The 19056-nt window shown below is 57.6% G+C and carries 16 protein-coding genes and 1 tRNA gene; 6 read left to right on the top strand and 11 right to left on the bottom strand.

The features are described from left to right. Window positions 1-106: 106 nt before the first annotated feature. Together BLR72_RS15595 and BLR72_RS15590 are read right to left on the bottom strand one after the other, a co-directional pair. On the bottom strand, window positions 107-973 hold the full coding sequence (locus BLR72_RS15595; protein ID WP_091950067.1) for a DMT family transporter: 867 nt from the start codon (window positions 971-973) through the stop codon (window positions 107-109). A gap of 71 nt (window positions 974-1044) precedes the next feature. After that, window positions 1045-1923, bottom strand: coding sequence for a hypothetical protein (locus tag BLR72_RS15590; RefSeq protein WP_091950065.1), 879 nt, complete (start codon window positions 1921-1923; stop codon window positions 1045-1047). 371 nt (window positions 1924-2294) lie between these two features. Here BLR72_RS15590 and betC point away from each other — a divergent pair, with 371 nt between their 5' ends. From betC to betB, 3 genes are read left to right on the top strand one after another with little or no spacing between them, the layout of a single operon-like run. Then, window positions 2295-3818, top strand: coding sequence for a choline-sulfatase (gene betC / locus BLR72_RS15585; protein WP_091950063.1), 1524 nt, complete (start codon window positions 2295-2297; stop codon window positions 3816-3818). Between the two features lie 8 nt (window positions 3819-3826). Continuing rightward, window positions 3827-5476: a choline dehydrogenase gene (gene betA / locus BLR72_RS15580; RefSeq protein ID WP_091950061.1), complete on the top strand. Its 1650-nt coding sequence runs from the start codon at window positions 3827-3829 to the stop codon at window positions 5474-5476. A 31-nt stretch (window positions 5477-5507) separates the two neighbouring features. After that, window positions 5508-6971, top strand: a complete 1464-nt coding sequence (betB, locus tag BLR72_RS15575; protein WP_091950059.1) for a betaine-aldehyde dehydrogenase — start codon at window positions 5508-5510, stop codon at window positions 6969-6971. Between the two features lie 15 nt (window positions 6972-6986). Here the strand turns inward: betB and BLR72_RS15570 are convergent, their stop codons facing one another. Next, window positions 6987-9230, bottom strand: coding sequence for an AGE family epimerase/isomerase (locus BLR72_RS15570; protein ID WP_244506721.1), 2244 nt, complete (start codon window positions 9228-9230; stop codon window positions 6987-6989). Between the two features lie 191 nt (window positions 9231-9421). Here BLR72_RS15570 and BLR72_RS15565 point away from each other — a divergent pair. Beyond that, window positions 9422-9498 (top strand) — tRNA-Pro (locus BLR72_RS15565). 34 nt (window positions 9499-9532) lie between these two features. Here the strand turns inward: BLR72_RS15565 and BLR72_RS15560 are convergent. From BLR72_RS15560 to BLR72_RS15530, 7 genes are all read right to left on the bottom strand, one after another. Further along, the gene (locus tag BLR72_RS15560; protein WP_091950057.1) at window positions 9533-10372 is read right to left on the bottom strand and encodes a hypothetical protein; all 840 of its coding nucleotides are present in this window, start codon (window positions 10370-10372) and stop codon (window positions 9533-9535) included. A 323-nt stretch (window positions 10373-10695) separates the two neighbouring features. Then, window positions 10696-11469, bottom strand: coding sequence for an ABC transporter ATP-binding protein (locus BLR72_RS15555; protein ID WP_244506720.1), 774 nt, complete (start codon window positions 11467-11469; stop codon window positions 10696-10698). Beyond that, the gene (locus BLR72_RS15550) at window positions 11466-12266 is read right to left on the bottom strand and encodes an ABC transporter ATP-binding protein (protein ID WP_091950056.1); all 801 of its coding nucleotides are present in this window, start codon (window positions 12264-12266) and stop codon (window positions 11466-11468) included. The genes BLR72_RS15555 and BLR72_RS15550 overlap by 4 nt, the downstream gene beginning before the upstream one ends. After that, the gene (locus tag BLR72_RS15545) at window positions 12263-13078 is read right to left on the bottom strand and encodes an ABC transporter permease (RefSeq protein WP_091950054.1); all 816 of its coding nucleotides are present in this window, start codon (window positions 13076-13078) and stop codon (window positions 12263-12265) included. The genes BLR72_RS15550 and BLR72_RS15545 overlap by 4 nt, the downstream gene beginning before the upstream one ends. Further along, a complete protein-coding gene (locus BLR72_RS15540) occupies window positions 13075-14055 on the bottom strand; it encodes an ABC transporter permease (RefSeq protein WP_091950052.1) in 981 nt (326 codons plus the stop codon). The genes BLR72_RS15545 and BLR72_RS15540 overlap by 4 nt, the downstream gene beginning before the upstream one ends. A gap of 87 nt (window positions 14056-14142) precedes the next feature. Next, entirely contained in the window at window positions 14143-15756 is a 1614-nt protein-coding gene (locus BLR72_RS15535; protein WP_091950050.1) for an ABC transporter substrate-binding protein, read from the bottom strand. A gap of 16 nt (window positions 15757-15772) precedes the next feature. After that, complete coding sequence (locus BLR72_RS15530) at window positions 15773-16894, bottom strand: pyridoxamine--pyruvate transaminase (protein WP_244506719.1); 1122 nt, start codon at window positions 16892-16894, stop codon at window positions 15773-15775. Between the two features lie 222 nt (window positions 16895-17116). Between BLR72_RS15530 and BLR72_RS15525 the strand changes: the two genes are divergently transcribed. After that, window positions 17117-17749 carry a glutathione S-transferase family protein gene (locus tag BLR72_RS15525; RefSeq protein ID WP_091950049.1) on the top strand — a complete coding sequence of 211 codons (633 nt, stop codon included), beginning with the start codon at window positions 17117-17119 and terminating at the stop codon, window positions 17747-17749. A gap of 12 nt (window positions 17750-17761) precedes the next feature. Here BLR72_RS15525 and xth read toward each other — a convergent pair whose 3' ends face one another. Beyond that, window positions 17762-18535, bottom strand: a complete 774-nt coding sequence (gene xth / locus BLR72_RS15520; protein WP_091950047.1) for an exodeoxyribonuclease III — start codon at window positions 18533-18535, stop codon at window positions 17762-17764. 147 nt (window positions 18536-18682) lie between these two features. Between xth and BLR72_RS15515 the strand changes: the two genes are divergently transcribed. Continuing rightward, complete coding sequence (locus BLR72_RS15515) at window positions 18683-19018, top strand: DUF427 domain-containing protein (RefSeq protein WP_027230018.1); 336 nt, start codon at window positions 18683-18685, stop codon at window positions 19016-19018. Window positions 19019-19056 lie beyond the last annotated feature (38 nt).

Genomic DNA, 19056 nt, shown 5'->3' with positions numbered 1-19056 from the left:
AGACTTTTGTTCAAGGAATAGCAGCAAATGTCGATTTCGCGTATGGCGAATTTGGACCGTCGGAGATCATGGGGCCGATCAGCAGCAAATGGCGACCATTACGAAATCAAGCCCGTTTGAAATTGAACTCCGTGATCAACATCGCGGCCAGAATCAAAGCCGCTCCCACCCAATTCATCAGCGTCAATCTGTCATTGGCTAAAAAATATCCAAAGATGCCGCCAAAAACCGGCTCAAGAACGATGATAAGAGCGATTCTATTTGGTGACGAGGCAATCTGCGCCTTCGTCTGGATGTAAAAAGCTAGTGCAGTGCCAAGTGTGGCCATGACAACAACAGTGTTCACGGTCTCCGTATCGGCAGGGATGGAGAACTCCCCACATACCAAAGATTGAAATAGTGCAAGCATCCCTACGACGAATACCTGAATAAACGCTATATTTAGAATATTTGTATTTTTACTTACCTTTGATAATATTACAATGTGAAGAGCAAATGATACAGCACACAATAATACGAGCAAATCACCCACATGGACAGAAAGCCCCTGCAGCGTCAGGAGCGCTAGACCTACCGTCGCAATCGCTGCGCCGACAATATGCTGCTCCTTTGGCGTCACTTTGAGAAACAAGTAAGCGAATATCGGCGTGAATACGAGCGCCAGGCCCGTGATGAAACTCGTATTCGAAGCGGAGGTTAGGGCAAGCCCTTTTGTTTGAAAGAAGAACGCTAGATACAGAGCCAGTCCGGCGCAGCCGCCCCCGACGATATCCCGGCTAGAAAATCGAGAATTCTTTAACACCAGGACCGGGACAATAATGGCTGCAGCACTCAGGAAACGGTAAACATTGAACGCCGAGTCACTCATTCGTTCGAGTGCTTTGTGTATTGCAGAAAATGACCAACCCCAAAGTACGGTCACCAAAACGAGGGCGAGCTCCCAAACAAGTTCCCGCCCTCTTGACCTGTTCATATTTGTCTTCTTTTGAATAAAATCATCACTTCAAAATTAGCAAAGTATCAATGCGACGTGAGCCCGAACGCTCATTGAGAGTGATATGGATGCTGGCCAAATTCCATATGATGCCTGTTTGCAATATCACGCATCGGAATTTCCCGCCCACGGACGCTAGGCATACTCTCGTACAATGCATTGACGTTATAGATGAGTGAAGCCCGTGCAGAAGGTAAGTTAAGATCCAACACGGAATGATAAACTGGCTGAATTTCGCCATCCGTAAGCTCAGTTAGAAGTGACCCTGCAATAATGATAGCTTCATCCACCTCCAGATTAACAATATAGTCTACACCGGCCAATTGGATCGTCAATCCTGGGCCGTTTGGCTTGATCAAGGTGATCAAATGCCCGTCCTCATGCAGATCTTGGAGGTTAACACGAGACGATCTTTTCATTGCCTCCGGGTAAACATTGAATTGAACATATGAATCGTCTCGTACTTCCAATGGGTGCTCGTACTGGTAGGTTCCAACCATCTCTCTCAAAATAGAACTCGCGATTTTAAACAACTGGCACTCGCATATCGATATAATCCTATAGAACATCTCATTGGAAAAAATGTGCTCATTATGAACGCTTCTGTACTTATACCAATAGTTGAATGTTTCGCATAGATCTGTTTTCTCCTCATTCCGCGCAAACGTGGTACCTACTGGCATAACTCCATCGGTGTTCTTAACAAAGGAAAACTCTTCCTTAACGCCTTTGTCAAAGGTTTGAATCTCACTCTGAAGTAATATAACATGTTTTCTTACCAACGGATTGATTTTAATAATAACATACCCATCACATGCTAACAATTTAGCATAATATCTAAAGTTATGCTCCACTTCATTATTATCACCATTTTTAGTTTTACTTGAAATTAATGGGAATGACTGCGTCGTACTTGCGATATTGAACATTTTTGTTCTCCTTAATATAATATCTTAATTTTTAATTCAAGATAAATGCATCACAAGAATTTTATAAAAGCGATCACAAAATAAAATTAAACACACAAATATTTTAAATGTAACGCTTATAAATACAGTATTTCATCAGCCAACTAAACAAAATAAAAGTTATATTATTATATATTTCTCACCATGTCTACGAAGAGCTAAAATTAATTGGGAGATATATTATACACGTATCATGCATTTCGGTACTGATTGAGGTCTGATACAAAGCCGGAATATCCGTCATGCGCTGTTGAGTGACGTTGATGAAACAGGGCTCGTGGTCGTCTTATGGAATACAAGACAACATAAAACTGAATTAGCGTTTGAGCACAATGAAGCCCAACATTCTCATCATCGTCGTCGATCAATTGAACGGCACGCTTTTTCCGGATGGCCCGGCGCCTTTCATCCACGCGCCGCATCTGAAGGCGCTTGCCAAGCGTTCAGCCCGATTTGCAAAAACCTATACGGCCTCGCCGCTCTGTGCCCCGGCGCGGGCATCGCTTATGTCGGGCCAATTGCCTTCGCGCACGCGGGTTTACGACAACGCTGCCGAATTCGCTTCGGACATTCCGACCTACGCGCATCATTTGCGCCGTGCCGGCTACTACACCGGCCTTTCCGGCAAGATGCATTTTGTTGGACCGGACCAACTCCACGGTTTCGAAGAGCGGCTGACAACCGATATTTATCCTGCCGATTTCGGCTGGACGCCCGACTATCGCAAGCCTGGCGAGCGGATCGACTGGTGGTATCACAATCTCGGATCGGTGACCGGCGCCGGTGTCGCCGAAATCACCAACCAGATGGAATATGACGACGAGGTTGCGTTCCACGCCCGGCAGAAGCTCTACCAGCTTTCGCGCGAAGCCGATGATCATGCACGGCGCCCCTGGTGCCTGACTGTTTCCTTCACGCATCCGCACGACCCTTATGTCGCCCGCCGCAAATATTGGGACCTCTACGAAGGTTCGGAAGCCCTCGACCCCTCTGTCGGCGAGATTGGTTTTGCCGATCAGGATCCGCATTCGCAGCGCCTGCTCAAGGCCTGCGACTACGAGGCCTTCGACATTACGGCCGATCAGGTACGCAAGGCGCGCCAGGGCTACCTCGCCAATATTTCCTACATCGATGACAAGGTTGGCGAGATTCTCGACGTTCTTCAGACAACCCGGATGCTTGAGGATACAATCATCGTCTTCACGTCGGATCACGGCGACATGCTCGGCGAGCGCGGCCTGTGGTTCAAGATGAACTTCTTCGAAGGCTCGGCACGCGTGCCGCTCATGATCGCTGGCAGGGGCATCCACGCGCAGCTTGTCGAAGCGCCCGTATCGACACTGGATATCACGCCGACACTGGCAGCCCTTGGCGGTGTGGATATTGCCGAAGTATTGCCCTGGACCGATGGTGAGGACCTTGGCCCGCTCATGCGCGGCGATGTGGCGCGCAAATCACCCGTGCTTATGGAATATGCGGCTGAAGGCTCCAATGCACCGCTCGTTGCGCTGCGCGACGGTAAATACAAGTTCGTGCACTGCGAGATCGACCCGCCGCAACTCTTTGATCTTGAATCGGATCCGCACGAACTCAACAATCTTGCGGGCGATCCCGGTCACGCTGGGGCAGTCGCGGATTTCACGGAAAAGGCTCGTGCGCGCTGGGATATGGCCGCCTTCGATGCAGCAGTGCGCGAGAGTCAGGCGCGGCGCTGGGTGGTCTACGAAGCATTGCGCAACGGTTCGTACTACCCCTGGGACTATCAGCCGCTGCAAAAAGCCTCCGAGCGCTACATGCGCAATCATATGGATTTGAACGTTCTGGAAGAGAATGCCCGCTATCCGCGTGGCGAGTGAGACCGGGCATGGAAGCAGATTTCGTCATCATCGGTTCGGGTTCCGCCGGCTCCGCCATGGCCTACCGCCTGTCGGAAGACGGCAAGCATTCGGTGATTGTCATCGAATATGGCGGCACCGATATCGGGCCCTTCATCCAGATGCCGGCCGCGCTTTCCTTCCCGATGAACATGAGCACCTATGATTGGGGTTTCAGTTCCGAACCCGAGCCGCACCTCGGCGGTCGCAGGCTGGTCACGCCGCGTGGCAAGGTCATCGGTGGATCGTCGTCGATCAATGGCATGGTCTATGTGCGCGGCCATGCCCACGACTTCGATCACTGGGCCGAGACCGGCGCCGCTGGCTGGTCCTATGCCGATGTGCTGCCCTATTTCAAGCGGATGGAAAATTCGCATGGCGGCGAGGCGGGATGGCGCGGCACGGACGGACCGCTCAACGTGCAGCGCGGGCGCCGCGACAATCCCCTGTTTCACGCTTTCGTGGAGGCAGGGAAGGAAGCAGGCTTCGAAGTCACCGACGACTATAACGGCTCGAAGCAGGAAGGCTTCGGAGCGATGGAGCAAACGATCTACAAGGGGCGGCGCTGGTCGACGGCGAACGCCTATCTGCGCCCTGCCCTCAAGCGCCAGAATGTCAGCCTCGTCAATGGGTTCGCGCGCCGTGTGATCATCGAGAATCAGCGCGCGACCGGCGTCGAGATAGCGCGGCGCGGCAAAACCGAAATTGTCCGGGCGCGGCGCGAAGTGATCATTGCCGCCTCTTCCATCAACTCCCCCAAGCTGCTCATGCTGTCCGGCATCGGTCCGGCCGCGCACCTCAAGGCGCACGGCATCGATGTTGTCGCTGATCGGGCAGGTGTCGGCCAGAACCTGCAGGACCACCTCGAAGTCTATATCCAGCAGGAAAGCCTTAAGCCGATAACGCTCAATTCCAAACTCGGGCTTGTTTCCAAGGCGATGATCGGCGCCGAGTGGCTGTTCTTCAAGAGCGGGCATGGTGCGACAAACCATTTCGAATCCGCAGCCTTCGTGCGGTCGAAACCCGGTATCGATTATCCGGATATCCAGTACCATTTCCTGCCGGCCGCTATCCGCTACGACGGCAAGGCGGCTGCCAAGGGCCATGGCTTCCAGGCCCATGTCGGACCCATGCGCTCGAAGTCGCGCGGCAGCGTAACGCTACGCTCATCGGATCCGTTCGAAAAGCCGAAGATCGTTTTCAACTATATGTCGCATCCCGACGACTGGAGCGACTTTCGCCATGCTGTGCGCCTGACCCGCGAGATTTTCGGCCAGTCCGCACTTACCCCTTATCGCGGCCGCGAAATTTCCCCGGGCTCGCACGTGCAATCGGATGATGAAATCGACGATTTCCTGCGCGAACATGCCGAGAGCGCCTTTCATCCCTGCGGTACCTGCAGGATGGGCGCCACCAGTGACCCGACCGCCGTGGTCGATCCGCAATGTCGTGTCATCGGGGTGGAGGGACTTCGCGTTGCCGATTCGTCGATTTTTCCGCGCGTGACCAACGGCAATCTCAACGGTCCATCGATCATGACCGGCGAAAAGGCTTCGGACCATATTCTCGGTCGCGATCCACTGCCGCGTTCCAACCAGGAGCCCTGGATCAATCCGCGCTGGCAGGTGAGTGACCGGTAAGGTATCCATACGCATTCAAAGGAGAGCACTCATGCGCGCGCAGCCCAAGGCATCGCATTTCATCAACGGCCGGTTTGTTGAGGACAAGGCGGGTAAGTTGCTTGATGTGATCTACCCGGCTACCGGCGAGACCATTGCCAGGCTTTTCGGCGCAACGCCTGCCCTCATCGACGAGGCGGTTAAGGCGGCAGCCGCGGCACAACCCGCCTGGGCGGCGCTGAAACCGGTAGAGCGTGGCCGCATCCTGCGCCGCGCCGCCGATATCCTGCGCACCCGCAATGCCGAGATCGCTGAACTTGAAACGCTCGATACCGGTAAGGCCATTCAGGAAACGCTCGTCGCCGATCCAGCCTCGGCCGCCGATGCACTCGAATTCTACGGCGGCATCATTGCGGGGTTTAATGGCGAGATGATCGAGCTTGGCGGTTCCTATGCCTATACGAGGCGCGAAGCTCTCGGCGTCTGCGTCGGCATCGGCGCCTGGAACTACCCTATCCAGGGCGCCGGCTGGAAATCGGCACCGGCTCTCGCAGCGGGCAACGCCATGATCTTCAAACCGTCAGAAAACACGCCGCTTTCTGCTCTGGCGCTCGCGGAAATCTACAAGGAAGCCGGCCTGCCTGACGGCCTGTTCAACGTTGTCCAGGGTTTTGGCGATGTCGGCTCCCAGCTGGTCGACCATCCGCTCGTCGCCAAGGTATCGTTGACCGGCTCCGTGCCGACCGGCAAGCGGGTCCTTGCCCAGGCGGGCTCGCACATGAAGCATGCCACGATGGAGCTCGGCGGCAAGTCCCCGCTCATCATCTTCGACGATGCCGACGTGGAGAATGCCGTCGCCGGTGCGCTTCTCGGCAATTTCTATTCGACCGGCCAGGTCTGCTCCAACGGTACACGTGTTTTCGTCCAGGGCGGTATCAAGGATCGCTTCCTGGAGCGCCTGACAACCCGCACGAAAGCTATCCGCCTCGGCGATCCGCTCGACCCTGAGATCCACCTTGGACCGCTCGTCAACGCGGCGCAGCGCGACAAGGTCGTGTCCTACATCGAGAAGGGCAAGGCAGAGGGGGCGACGCTCCATTACGGCGGCGGCGTACCGCAGATGCAAGGGTTTGAGGGGGGCTGCTTCGTCGAGCCGACCATTTTTACCAATGTGACCGACGATATGATCATTGCCCGGGAGGAGATATTCGGGCCGGTCATGGCCGTTCTCGATTTCAAGGACGAGGATGAGGTCATCGAGCGCGCCAACGACACGGAATTTGGACTGTCGGCTGGCGTGTTCACGCAGGATCTTGCGCGAGCGCATCGGGTCATCAGCCAGATGAAAGCCGGCACCTGCTGGATCAATACATATAATCTGGCGCCGGTGGAAATGCCTTTCGGCGGGTTCAAACAGTCCGGCGTCGGGCGTGAGAATGGCCTTGCCGCGCTCTACCATTACAGCCAGATCAAATCGGTCTATGTGGAGACAGGCAAGGTCGAAAGCCCTTACTGATCGATCAGGTGACCGCTACTTGCCGACATAATCCACGTATTGGGTGAGCGCGCAGACGAGGTGATAGAAGATCGAGGCGGGAACGTCTTCCGCCTTGGCGCGGCCGGTCTCGTCGATGAGATCGATCCACAGTCCCCTCGGCGCCGGTTCGATGTGCCAGCGGAAGAGGCGGCCCACACGTGCCTCGATCTCCGGCTTCAGATTCGGGCCGCCATTACCGTCGAGCGCAATCGCCGCCTTCACGGCTTCAGTCTGCGGCCAACTGCGTGAATTGGTGTCGAGCGGCAGGCCATGGCGCGACACGGCGCCATAGGCAAGGCCCGTCGCCCGGTTGAGGCCGTTGGCAATGGCCGAGGAATAGAGCTTGCGTGCAAAGCGGACGAGATCCTTTTGCCCGGATGCGGTGGCGAAATTGACGAGCAACGAAGCCCATTCGAAGTGGTGGCCGGGTTCGGTCCACTCGCCTTCCTCGCCGGGCGCCCGCTCCCAATCATTGGTAAAGTACTCGCCCAGCGTCCAAGTTTCCGCATCGAACATGTGGTGGCGGAAAAGATCGACGATGCGCGCCGCCCGTTGCAGATAGTCGCGATTGCCGGTGGCGTTATACCAGGCCAGAAACGCTTCGAGCAGGTGCATGTGCGGGTTAGAGCGGCGCAGGCCCTTGCCGTCCGGGGTCTCCAGAAAGCCGGTCAGGCGCGCATCGGCGAGATACTCGTCGATGAAGGCAAATGTTTCGGTGCCGAGCGCGAGCGCTCCCGAATGGCCAGCCTTATGCGCATGCGCAAGCGCCAGCAGGACGAAGGACTGGTCATAGGCGTCTTCCGTGGCGTCGAGCACGCTGCCGTCCGGGTTGAACGTCTTTACCCAGCCGCCGCGGTCGGTACGGCCGTTCCTGGTGATGAAATCGATGCCGTGATCGATCAGCGCCGCTGCCGGGCCGTCCCAGCCCATCTCGTGGGCGACGGCAAAGGCATAGATCTGCCTGCCGATGGTGCGCATGCGTTTCGGCTTGGCAACCGGCGTCGCCTCGAAGGACAGCGCCTCGTGAAATCCGCCGAAACGCTCATCAACACCGACGGTCGACCACAGCGGCAGCGTCTCACTGAACAGCCAGTGGCGCACGCGGTTGGCATAGGCGCCGACCTGAGGAAGACGGTCTTGCGAAGGGGTGAACTTGGTTTCGAGCCGTCCCGACTTTTCCAGTTGCTCGACGATCTTGCGCACGTTCTGGCTTTCGCTGACCGGTGCGACGAAGGTTGCATCCGCCGTCGCCACAACAGCGGTGTCGCGCAGGCCTACGACAGACAGCAGCCCGCCTTCGCTGCGCAGATAGCTGTGCTCGCAGTCGATGGCGACGACATCACCAACGATGACGTTGCCGTTGGCGTCGACCGAACCGACATCGAGCAGCGACTGCCAGGAGCCGAGGTCGTTCCAGCGGAAGGTCGCCGGGACGAGCGCGATACCTGAAGCTCGTTCCATGATGGCGTAGTCGACCGAAATCGAGGGCACTTCGGCATAAAGCTCATAGGGAAGATAGGTGCCGGAAACATTGGTGTCGGCAGCATCAAGCGCGGCGACGGCCTTGTCCCATATCTCCGCAGCGTGCGCTTTGAAGGCTGCACGCATGGCGCTGGCACGGAAAAGAAAAATGCCGGCATTCCACAAGAAATTGCCCGATTCCAGGTAGTCCCTGGCCTTCGCTTCGTTGGGCTTTTCGACAAAGCGTACGACATCGCGCGTGCCCTCGCCCGTCGCCCCGACCTCGATATAGCCGAAGCCGGTCTCGGGACGGTCCGGCTTGATGCCGAAGACAACGATCCGCCCGGCCTTTGCCGCGGCAACGCCGGCTTCAACGGTGTTCCAGAAATCGCGATCGGTGGTGATCTCATGGTCGGAAGGCACGACGAGCACAAGGTCGTCGCCATGTTCCCGCAAGGTCACTTCGGTGGCAAGCACCACGGCCGAGGCAGTGTTGCGGCCCATCGGCTCGAGGATTGGCCGCCCACCCGCGAGGTCGACGCCGGCAAGATCATGCTGGATGCGCGCGGCGTGTCGTTCCGAGGCGAGAAGATAGACAGGTACAGCCGTGTCGTCTGCCCGCGCGCTCATGCGCCGGACCGTTCGCAACAACATCGAACCTTGACCGGAAAGATTGTGGAACTGCTTCGGAAAATCCTCGCGCGACAGCGGCCATAGCCGTGAACCAACACCGCCGCTCATGACGAAGCTGATGATCTTCTGCTTTTCCGCCGCCATCGAACGCAGCCCCGCACTTTCTACGCATTGAAGACTTGAATGCCAATCGATACAGGAGTTTGGAGGGCGATCACAGAGGAAAATAAGGCGTAGGACGCTCGGAAAAAGGTTTCCAGAGCATTATCAAAAAGTGGATAGAAACGACTTGCAGGTACCGAGACCGGACGGTATATACCGCGCGTCACTGGTTACGGAGTGTAGCGCAGCCTGGTAGCGCACCTGCTTCGGGAGCAGGGGGTCGGAGGTTCGAATCCTCTCACTCCGACCAGTTGAATCAGGCCAAGCCACAATACTCTTTGTAGTCAGCAACGCTTGAAAATATCCTCAAGATATACAGCGGCCTTCGCTTGAGGCGTTGTCTTCCTTTGTGTCGGCGCAAAAACAAAACGCCGATCGAAACGGGCTTGGTTTACGGGGCTCATGGCCAAGACGTCGATTTGCCGATCGAGTTCTGCTCCATCAGCGAAGCGCCTGTATGCCGTTCCAACATCCTCGCGGACATTGGCGTTTTGAACCGCAGGAACTCCGGGAATGGACAACCCTACGGTTCTGCAAAAATCGTCAATCGTATCATTCAAGGGATATGGCCGAATAATCGTCTCGATTTGCTTCTTTGAGAGGACGTCGCGCACTCGCTCGTAATCGAACCAAAATATCCAAGACTCATATTGAAGAAACCCTAGGTCGAGTATCTCTTCAAGATATTCGGAAAAACTCCGCCGGAACCCGTGCTTTAGCAATTCCAGATAAAGACTTTCGGCGTAGTCAGCCGGCCTACGCAGATAGATTACGATCTTGGGCTTAATCGCAAGCCACTGAAGATCGTCAAGAAAATGGTAAAAACCATCATTCTCTACGAGACAGCCTTCGAAGTCTTCACTCGACAGCAGGATATTTCGAAGCGGCGTATCCAGCATTTCAGCGACGAGATCGGCCGGTCGAGAGGCCGTACCCACCGCACGGGGATCATTCATAAAGACCCATGCGGCCAGATGATGACCACTCATCGCGCGGCAAGCGCGAGGATAAAGAAATCCTGCGGCTTCGATGGCCGATTGCTGAAGCTGCAAGAAGTTTTGGAGCGCCGTAGTTCCCGTTTTATGCAATCCAACATGAACGTAGCAACTTTTCTCGATCAGCATCTTGCGTTCTCTCAGGGCCAGAAAACGTATATACTGGGCTATCGAGTTTAGGCAACTTGTACGCGTATAAGATTGTAGTGAAAACACGCGCTTCAAGCGAAGATGGATTCTGACCATCGTCTTTAACCCCATGAGGTTAGCCCACAGTGGTGTAAATCCATTGCGGTGCAGCTTTGCTAGAATGGCGTGATCAATAAGGGGTTATTGATGTGAACGACGCTACACTTATCCTGCTTTCCATCTTTACGGTCATCGGTGCATATCTGTTCTACGTGCCTCCGCTATAGACCAAGCGGCCAGGCATTCGCGAATGTTTGCGCGCTCTAAAATATGAGCCGCGGAACAGCTTCGATCAATGCGCGCGTGGTCTCGGCTTTCGGCGCTTTGAGGACCGTCTCCGTATCGCCGCTTTCGACGATTCGCCCTTCGTCCAGCACGATCAAGCGCTCGGCGAAGGCGCGGACGACGGCAAGGTCGTGCGATATGAAAATATAGGCAACTCCGGTTTGCTCCTTCAGATCGAGGAGCAGGTTAAGGATCTGCGCACGCACCGAAACATCAAGCGCGGATACGGGCTCGTCGAGAACGATCAGTTCCGGCTTCGTCATGATTGCCCTTGCTATCGCCACTCTTTGCCGCTGGCCGCCCGAAAGCTGACGTGGCGGACGATCGATCAAATCTGTGCCGAGTCCGACGCGCTCGAGTGCGGCACCGATCGTCGCGCCATAGTCGCCGGGGTTGGCAAGTCCATGCAGGCGCAACGGGTCCTCAAGAACATCGCGGACGGTGGCGCGTGGATTGAAAGCCGCGAGCGGATCCTGGAATACCATCTGGAATCGGCTGCGACGCCGGCGAAGACGCTCGCCGCTCAAGGCGGTGATATCCTGCCCGGCCAGATGGATGGACCCCTTGTCCGGCTCGGCAAGGCGCATGATCAGGCGCGCGAGCGTGGTCTTGCCTGAACCCGAAGCCCCAGCCACGGCCAGCGTTTCGCCCGGAGCGAGCACAAAACTGATATCCCGCAGGCCAGCCCCGCCCCGATCGCCGAAGCGTTTGCTGATATTTTTGACTTCGAGGATCGGAGTGGGCGACATCATTCGAGACCTGCCGTATCGATTTCGGCAAGGCGCTTTCTACGCGGTGTATCGAGCGAAATGTGCGTGTCGACAAGCGCACGCGTATAGGGGTGGCGGGGCGCGCCGAGCACGTCTGCCGCAGGACCGAACTCCACGAGCCTTCCTTTATAGAGCACGCCGATCTTGTCGGCGCGCTCCGATGCCAGCGCAATATCGTGCGTGACGAAGATGAGCGTCAGCCCATTGTCCCTGACGAGCCGATCGAGCAGATTGACAATGTGTCGCTGTACGACGGTATCAAGCGCGCTGGTCGGCTCATCGGCGATGAGCAGCGAAGGGTTGCCCGCAAGCGCGATGGCAAGGGCGATACGTTGCTTCTGGCCCCCAGAAAATTCGTGCGGATAGCTGTTAAGCCGAGTGAGAGGACGTGAAATCTGGACCGCGCCCAGCAATTCGGCGGCGCGGACCCGGGCGGCAATCCAGCCAATCCCCTGGTGGATCATCGCAACTTCAGCGATCTGGTCACCCACATTCATCACCGGGTCAAGACTGCCATTGGGGTCCTGGAACAGAACACCAATATCCTTGCCCGGTCTTGGCCTGTAGCCAAGCGTGGGAAAATCAACCGACCCTGTCGCCTTTGCCGCCTCGGGCAGAAGCCCGGCGACCGCCATTGCCAGCGTGGATTTCCCGGAACCGCTTTCGCCGATGAGCGCGAGCCTTTCACCTTGGCTAACCTCAAGGGAGATATCTTCAAGAGCAACGGCCGCGCCATAACGCACGCTGAGGCCCGCTATATGCAAATAGGGCTTGCTCATGGCTGCAGCCTTTCGGAGCGCGACAAGCCACGGCCGAGCAAATGAACGGCAAGGACAGTAACGACAAGCGCAATTCCCGGGACGATGGAAAGGTATGGCGCGGAGCGAAGAACGGAGCGCCCTTCTGCGATCATGCTCCCCCAGGTCACGCGATTGGGGTCGCCGAAGCCGAGGAACGACAAGGCCGCCTCGATGAGGATGGCGGCGGCGACGGAAATAGCGGCAAGCGATGCTGCCGGCCCGAATGCATTGGGCAGAATTTCACGAAAGGCAATCTCGAGCGGATGCATGCCAAGCGTGCGCGCCGCCGCGACAAAATCACGTTCGCGCAGCGACAGAACCTCGGCACGGGTGACGCGAGCCGCTTGCGTCCAGGTGCCGAGGCTGATTGCAAAGATGAGCGTCGGCACGCTGGGCCCCGTAACACTGATGGCGGCAAGTGCCAGAAGAAAGCCGGGAACGGTCTGGAAAGCCTCGGTGATCCGCATCAGGATCGCATCGGCGATGCCGCCGAGAAAACCTGCCAACGTGCCGACGACGCTGCCGACGATGAGTGCCGCGGCGGCCGAAAAGAACGCAACAAGCAGCGTGGTGCGGGTCCCGTGCAAGAGACCAGCGAGCACGTCGCGTCCGAGCCGATCGGTCCCGAGCGGATGCGCTGCGTCGGCGAAGGGGCGAAGCAATGGTTCGCCGCTGATCGCCAAGGGATCTCCTGGCGCGAGGATGGGGGCCAGCAGCGCCATGAGGATGAGCGCCGTCAGGATTACCGCGCCCATCCGCCCTTCGCCGTTAAGATTGCGCCAGGCATTCATCGGCCGGTTCTCACGCGCGGATCGAGCTTGCCATAGGCGAGATCGACGAGAAGATTGGCAACTATGACGGTTATGGCGCTGCAAAGAATAATCCCGAGGAGCAGCGGTGTATCGCGCCGCGCCACCGCTTCGGCGGCGAGGCGGCCAAAGCCTGGAATGGCGAAGACGCTTTCGACGACGACGCTGCCGCCGAGCATGGCCGCCGCCTGAAGCCCAAGCATGGTAACGACCGGCAGCACCGCGTTGCGCGCGACATGGCGCCAGACGATACGCCAATGGCCGATGCCGCGCGCCCGCAGCGACTGCACAAATGGCTCATGCCAGATTTCGCCCATGCGATCGCGCATGAGACGCAAATAGAGGGCGAGGTAGACCATGGCGAGCGAGGTGACGGGCAGGATCAGGTGCGCGCCAATATCGCCGAGACGGGCGAACCCCGACTTGCCGGAAGCAATCGACTCGATGCCGCCGACAGGCAACCAGCGTAGGTCGACCGCGAAAATTACGATCAGCACCAAGCCCAACCAGAAACCCGGAACGGCATAAATCGCCAGCGAGGTGACCGAAAGAAATCGGTCGCGTAGCGAACCGGGACTGGCGCCGGCAATCACGCCCAGCAAGGATCCAATGAAAAATGCCAGCGTCGTGGCAAGGGTCATCAACAGCAGCGTAATGGGCAGCCGCTCGAGGATCACCGCGCCGACCGGACGCTGATATGCGGTGGACCAGCCGAGATCTCCCTGGGCCAGTGCGGTGGCGTAGGCCTTGAAACGGTAGGCGGGGCCCTTGTCGAGCCCCCACTCCTGGCGCAATTGCGCCAACTGCTCGGCGTCGAGCGTGCCCGAGCGCGCGACGTAAGAATCAACCGCATCGCCCGATGCCGCTTCAAGCAGCAGGAAACTGCCGACGAGAACGATCGCCAGGACAGGAAGAGCGCCGAGCAGACGTTTCAGCAACAGGGAAACGAGAGGCGGCAAGATTACTCCGGTCGGGCGACGTGTGCGATTGATTCCAGCGCTAGGCTAGAGGGTTTCCCGTTGAAATTGAAGCGGTTCCTGTGGCTGTTATGGCTTCACCCAGACGTTCGACCAGTTGGAGACGGCCCAGCGCGGATTGTCCGACACGTTTTGCACCGAGTCGCGCGCAACCGTGATGAACGAGAATTCGGCGACATTGATCAATGGCAGATGGTCGGCAGCTTTCTTCTGCAGTTCCTTGTAGAGCCCTGCCCGCTTGTCTGCATCGATGGTCGAGGCAGCATCCTTGATCAGCTTGTCGATTTCGGCATTGGCGTAGCCGTACTGGTTGGAGAAGGGCACCCCGGCCGGCAGACCGCTCTCAAACAGGATCGTCGTCGAGATTGCAGGATCTGAGCGGTAGACGGGGGTCGCCACCGTAATGTCGAAGTCATGGTCTGTATAAACCGCCTTCAGGTGGGCTGGCGTGTCGTTGCTGACAATCAGGGCGTCAATCCCGATCTTGGCCAAAGCCTGGCGAAGATAATCGCCGAACTGTTTGGTTTCGTTGAAGAACGGTGCCGGTAACAGTTTAAGGGTGAAGCGGTTTCCGTCAGCGCCGCGCTTGTAGCCGGCTTCATCAAGCAGCGCCTCCGCCTTCGCCGGATCGAAAGCATATTTTGTGACATCGGGTTCAAAGAACGTCTTGTCATAGGCGGGTACGGGGCCCGATGACGATTTCGCATAGCCAAGAAAGATCGTCTTCACAACAAAGTCGTGGTCGATGGCATGGGCGATTGCCTGGCGTACCTTGAGGTCAGCGAGTTCCTTGCGGCGATGGTTTATTTCCACGATGAGCTGATAAGTCAGGCCTTCATAGCCGTTGGCATAGACCTTGAGGCCCGGCACCTTCGAAATCCGGTCGAGGTCGGCAAGCGGAACCGCGGAAAAAGCTGCAAGCTGAATCTGTTCGGCCTCGAGCGCATTGCCGGCAGCAGCGCGATCGGGAAGGAATTGATAGACGATTTCGTCGAGCAGCGGCTCGTCCTTCTGCCAATAGGCGTCGTTGCGCTTGAGGAGATAATACTCGCCCGGCTTGTACTCGCCGAACTTGAACGGTCCCGTGCCGACCAATTGCTGATTGGCGGGATTCTTGGCGATGTCAGTGCCTTCATAAATGTGCTTCGGCACCACGGAGGTCACGACCGGCAGGGCATTGCGAATGAGCTGGAACGGTGTCGGCTGCGAAAACTTCAATATCGCCGTGTGGTCATCAGGCGTATCGACGCTGTCGAGGTTCTTGAACACCACGCGGCCGAGATTCTGCAATTTCTTCCAGACTTCGAGCGCGGAGAATGCGACATCGGCGGAGGTAAACGGCTTGCCATCATGCCAGGTCACTCCCTCGCGCAGTTTGAATGTCGCCGACAATCCGTCGGGTGACCCCTCCCAGGACGTCGCAAGGCGCGGCGAAAGCCCGTCTTTGCCCTCGTAGGATTGCTCGGCGAGCGGCTCGATGACCTTGCTGGCCACGAAGAACACGCCGTTCGATGCAACTATAGCCGGGTTGAGATTGGCCGGTTCGCTATCACCGGCGACGATCAGACGGCCGCCCTTGACCGGCTGCTCCGCCGCCCAGCCCCTGCCGCCAAGAGCGGCGATTGCACCGGCACTGGCGGTCGCAGCAAGAAATGCGCGTCGATTGAGGATGATACGGGACATTGGTAACCTCTCGGGCTCAAGTGGAAGTTCGATTGGACAGGATTTCTTCGAGGGCCTTGACGGCGGCGCGGGCAAAAGAAGGTTCGGCGGAGGCACCCATATGGCCGACGCGCAGCACCTTGCCGGCGGTTTCGCCGCGGCCGAGCGAAACTAGAATACCGTGATCATCGAGCAGCCGGTCGCGCAGGGCGGCATCGCTCCAGCCCTCGGGCACGCAAAATGCGGTCGTCGTCGGCGCGCACCATTCCTCGCGCTTCGGCCAAAGCTGGACACCGATTTGCCTTAAGCCATCGCGCATAATCGCCGCCGTTTGTGCGTGGCGGGCCCAGACATTTTCGGCGCCTTCACTGAAATAGCGATCGAGCGCGGCGTCGAGCCCATATATCTCCGAGATCGACGGCGTTACGGGGAAGCTTCGTCCAGGCTCCGAGGCGTCCTTCCATCCAAGGAGACTGAGGAACGAGCCGCGCGGCGCGTCCCCGTTCGCTTCGATCTTTTGCCAGGCACGCTCGCTTACTGAAATGAGACTGAGGCCCGGCGAAGCGCCAAGACACTTCGACGGCGAGGTGATGAAAATATCCGCATGTACGGCGTCGGGATGGATATCAAGGCCGGCAAAGGAAGAAACGGCATCGACGATGAGGTAAGCCCCGTGTTCAGCGACGACCTTGCCGATCTCGGCCAAGGGATTGAGCGTACCGGATGGCGTATCGTGGTGACAGACCGAAACGACCGCAATCTCCGGCCGGCGCCGCAGGAGCTGGCGAACCGCCTCGACATCGATCACTTCGTCAAATGGAACGGTAAGCTCGACGACCTCCTTGCCATAACGCCCCGCCCAGGCGGCAAAGCCTTTGCCGTAGACGCCGGATACGAGGTTGAGGACGATGTCGCTCTTTCCGATCAGCGCCGCGGCGGCCGCCTCGATACCGAGGATCGCCTCGCCCTGCATGATGACTGGCGCGAGCCGGGACCGCATGGCCCTGCGCAGTTTATCGATGACATCCGCATAGTAGGTCTGGAATGCGGGGTGATAATCGTAAATTACCGGCCGACCCATTGCCTGGAGCACCTCGGGGTAAACCGGGACAGGCCCGGTCGTCAGCATCATTGGCGGAATGGGAAGCCTGGATTGCACTGCCGAACTTGTCCCGTCCTCATCGATGCTCTGTCGCCGACGCAGACCATATTCTGCCGAATGCCGGAAACCAAGGAAAACTCTTTCAAACCTTGGCCGTTCGGCAATGCGAATATTTCGAAGCTTCGAACCCGGGCCTCGGCTCTCAAGGAACTTTCTGGCGCAGGCTTCATTTGTTCGCCATAGTAAATCCCTGGCCCAGGCAAGAAACAGGACGGCATCATGAGCAAATATGTCTTGATCGGTTCGGAAGGATGTGGATCGGTGATCGTCGAACTCGCCATGCGCGAAGCCCAGGCAGAGTTCGAACTCGAAGAAATCCCCTACCTCGAACCCGGACCGGACCGGGACCGTCTGCTCGAACTCAACCCGCTTGGTCAGGTTCCGACGCTTATCATGCCAGATGGCAGCGTGATGACCGAGAGCGCGGCGATCATCCTCCACCTCGCGGATGCCTTCCCCGACCAGCGCTTCGTGCCCTCATCCAGCGATCCCCAGCGTCCGGCGTTCCTCCGCTGGCTGCTTTATATCAACAGCGAGATTTATCCGACGACAACGTTCGCCGACGATCCCGACCGCTGGAAAATATCCGAGACAAAAAGCCAGCCATACAAGGATGCCATCGATCAATACCGGATGGAGTTGTGGGCAAATGTCGAGCAGGTCGCCGACGACCCCTATTTCCTCGGCGAAAGGCTTTCGGCGATCGACTTCTACATTGCGGTGATGCGCCATTGGCGGCCGGGCAAGATAGCCTTCGCCAAGGCGTTGCCCAAGCTCAACACCATTGCCGACAATGTCTCCCGCCTTCCCCAGTTCGAATCGATCCTGAAGCGGAATTTCCCTGATTCGTGACAAGGAAAAGCTTCAATCCTCGAATTCGGCCCAGGTAGGCGCGTGGTCGCTTGCATTGGCCAAGCTCCGCGCGTCGCGGTTGACGCCCGCATCCGTCACCCGTTCATAGGCCGCGGGTGATGCCATCAGCATATCCAGCCGCAGACCCGCATCGCGATCCCATGCATTGCGCATATAGTGCCAGAATGAATACATTGGCTCGTCCGGATAAAGCGTGCGCACGACGTCGACCCACCCTTGCGCCGACAGCTTGGCGAATGCCTCCCTGCTCTCCGGTTGCAGCAAGGCATTGTCCATCCACGAGCGCGTATTATAGATATCGAAATCGGTCGGTACCACGTTGAAGTCACCCGCGAGGATGACGGGTATATCCATTTCGAGAAGTTCCGCCGCGTATTGATGCAGCCGCTTGAACCAGGCGAGCTTGTACTGAAATTTCGGTCCGGGTTGCGGGTTGCCGTTCGGCAAATAGATCGACGCGATCAGGACGCCGTTCACCGCTGCCTCGATGTAGCGGCTTTGCACATCCTCGGGGTCACCCGGCAGCCGGTCACGCGTGAGGATCGGCTTGGCGCCGCGCGCAAGGATCGCAACGCCGTTCCATGATTTCTGGCCTTTCCAGACCGCTTCATATCCGGCATCGCGCAGCGCCTCTGCCGGAAAGCTCGCGTCCTCGCACTTCAACTCCTGCAGGCAGACGACATCCGGCGCGGACGTTTCCAACCAACGCAGAAGATTCGACAGTCGCTTTTTGATATTGTTGATATTGTATGTGGCGATCTTCACTGGCGATCCTGGTTGCCCGCTCCCATATGATTTCTACATCATTTCGGAGCGCCGCCAAGCGTTCTTGCCAAGCGTATGCGGAACCTTCGGCGCAGCTTTTTGCTTTTGCATTGAAAGACGTGGTCGAAATCAACCGAGGAGCAGGATATGAATCGCGGCATCACCATCAATCCGCATCCGGAGCCCGTAACGGTCCGGTTCCACGATGTCGTGATCGCGTCGAGCGATCGCGCAGTCGAACTGCACGAGCCCGGACATGAGCCGGTCCTCTATTTCCCCTTCGACGACATCTATTTCGTCCATCTCGAAAAGACCGAAACGCACACGGAGTGCCCATGGAAAGGCACCGCTTCCTATTGGCGTGTGCTGGGTCAGGGCGAGGCCTCGGACGATGCTATGTGGTCCTATGAGGAGCCGAAGCCGGAGGTCGCGGCCATCCGCGGTTATGGCGCGTTCGACCAGAGGAAAGTCAGGTTCGAATAGGACGCCGTTTGGAACCTTGGCGCCTACCCTTCGTTAGG

This window comes from Phyllobacterium sp. YR620, from assembly GCF_900104165.1.
In the GTDB taxonomy this organism is placed as follows: Bacteria; Pseudomonadota; Alphaproteobacteria; order Rhizobiales; family Rhizobiaceae; genus Phyllobacterium; species Phyllobacterium pellucidum.
The sequence above is the reverse complement of the archived record's forward strand: the minus strand, read 5'-3'. Positions and strand labels throughout refer to the sequence as shown.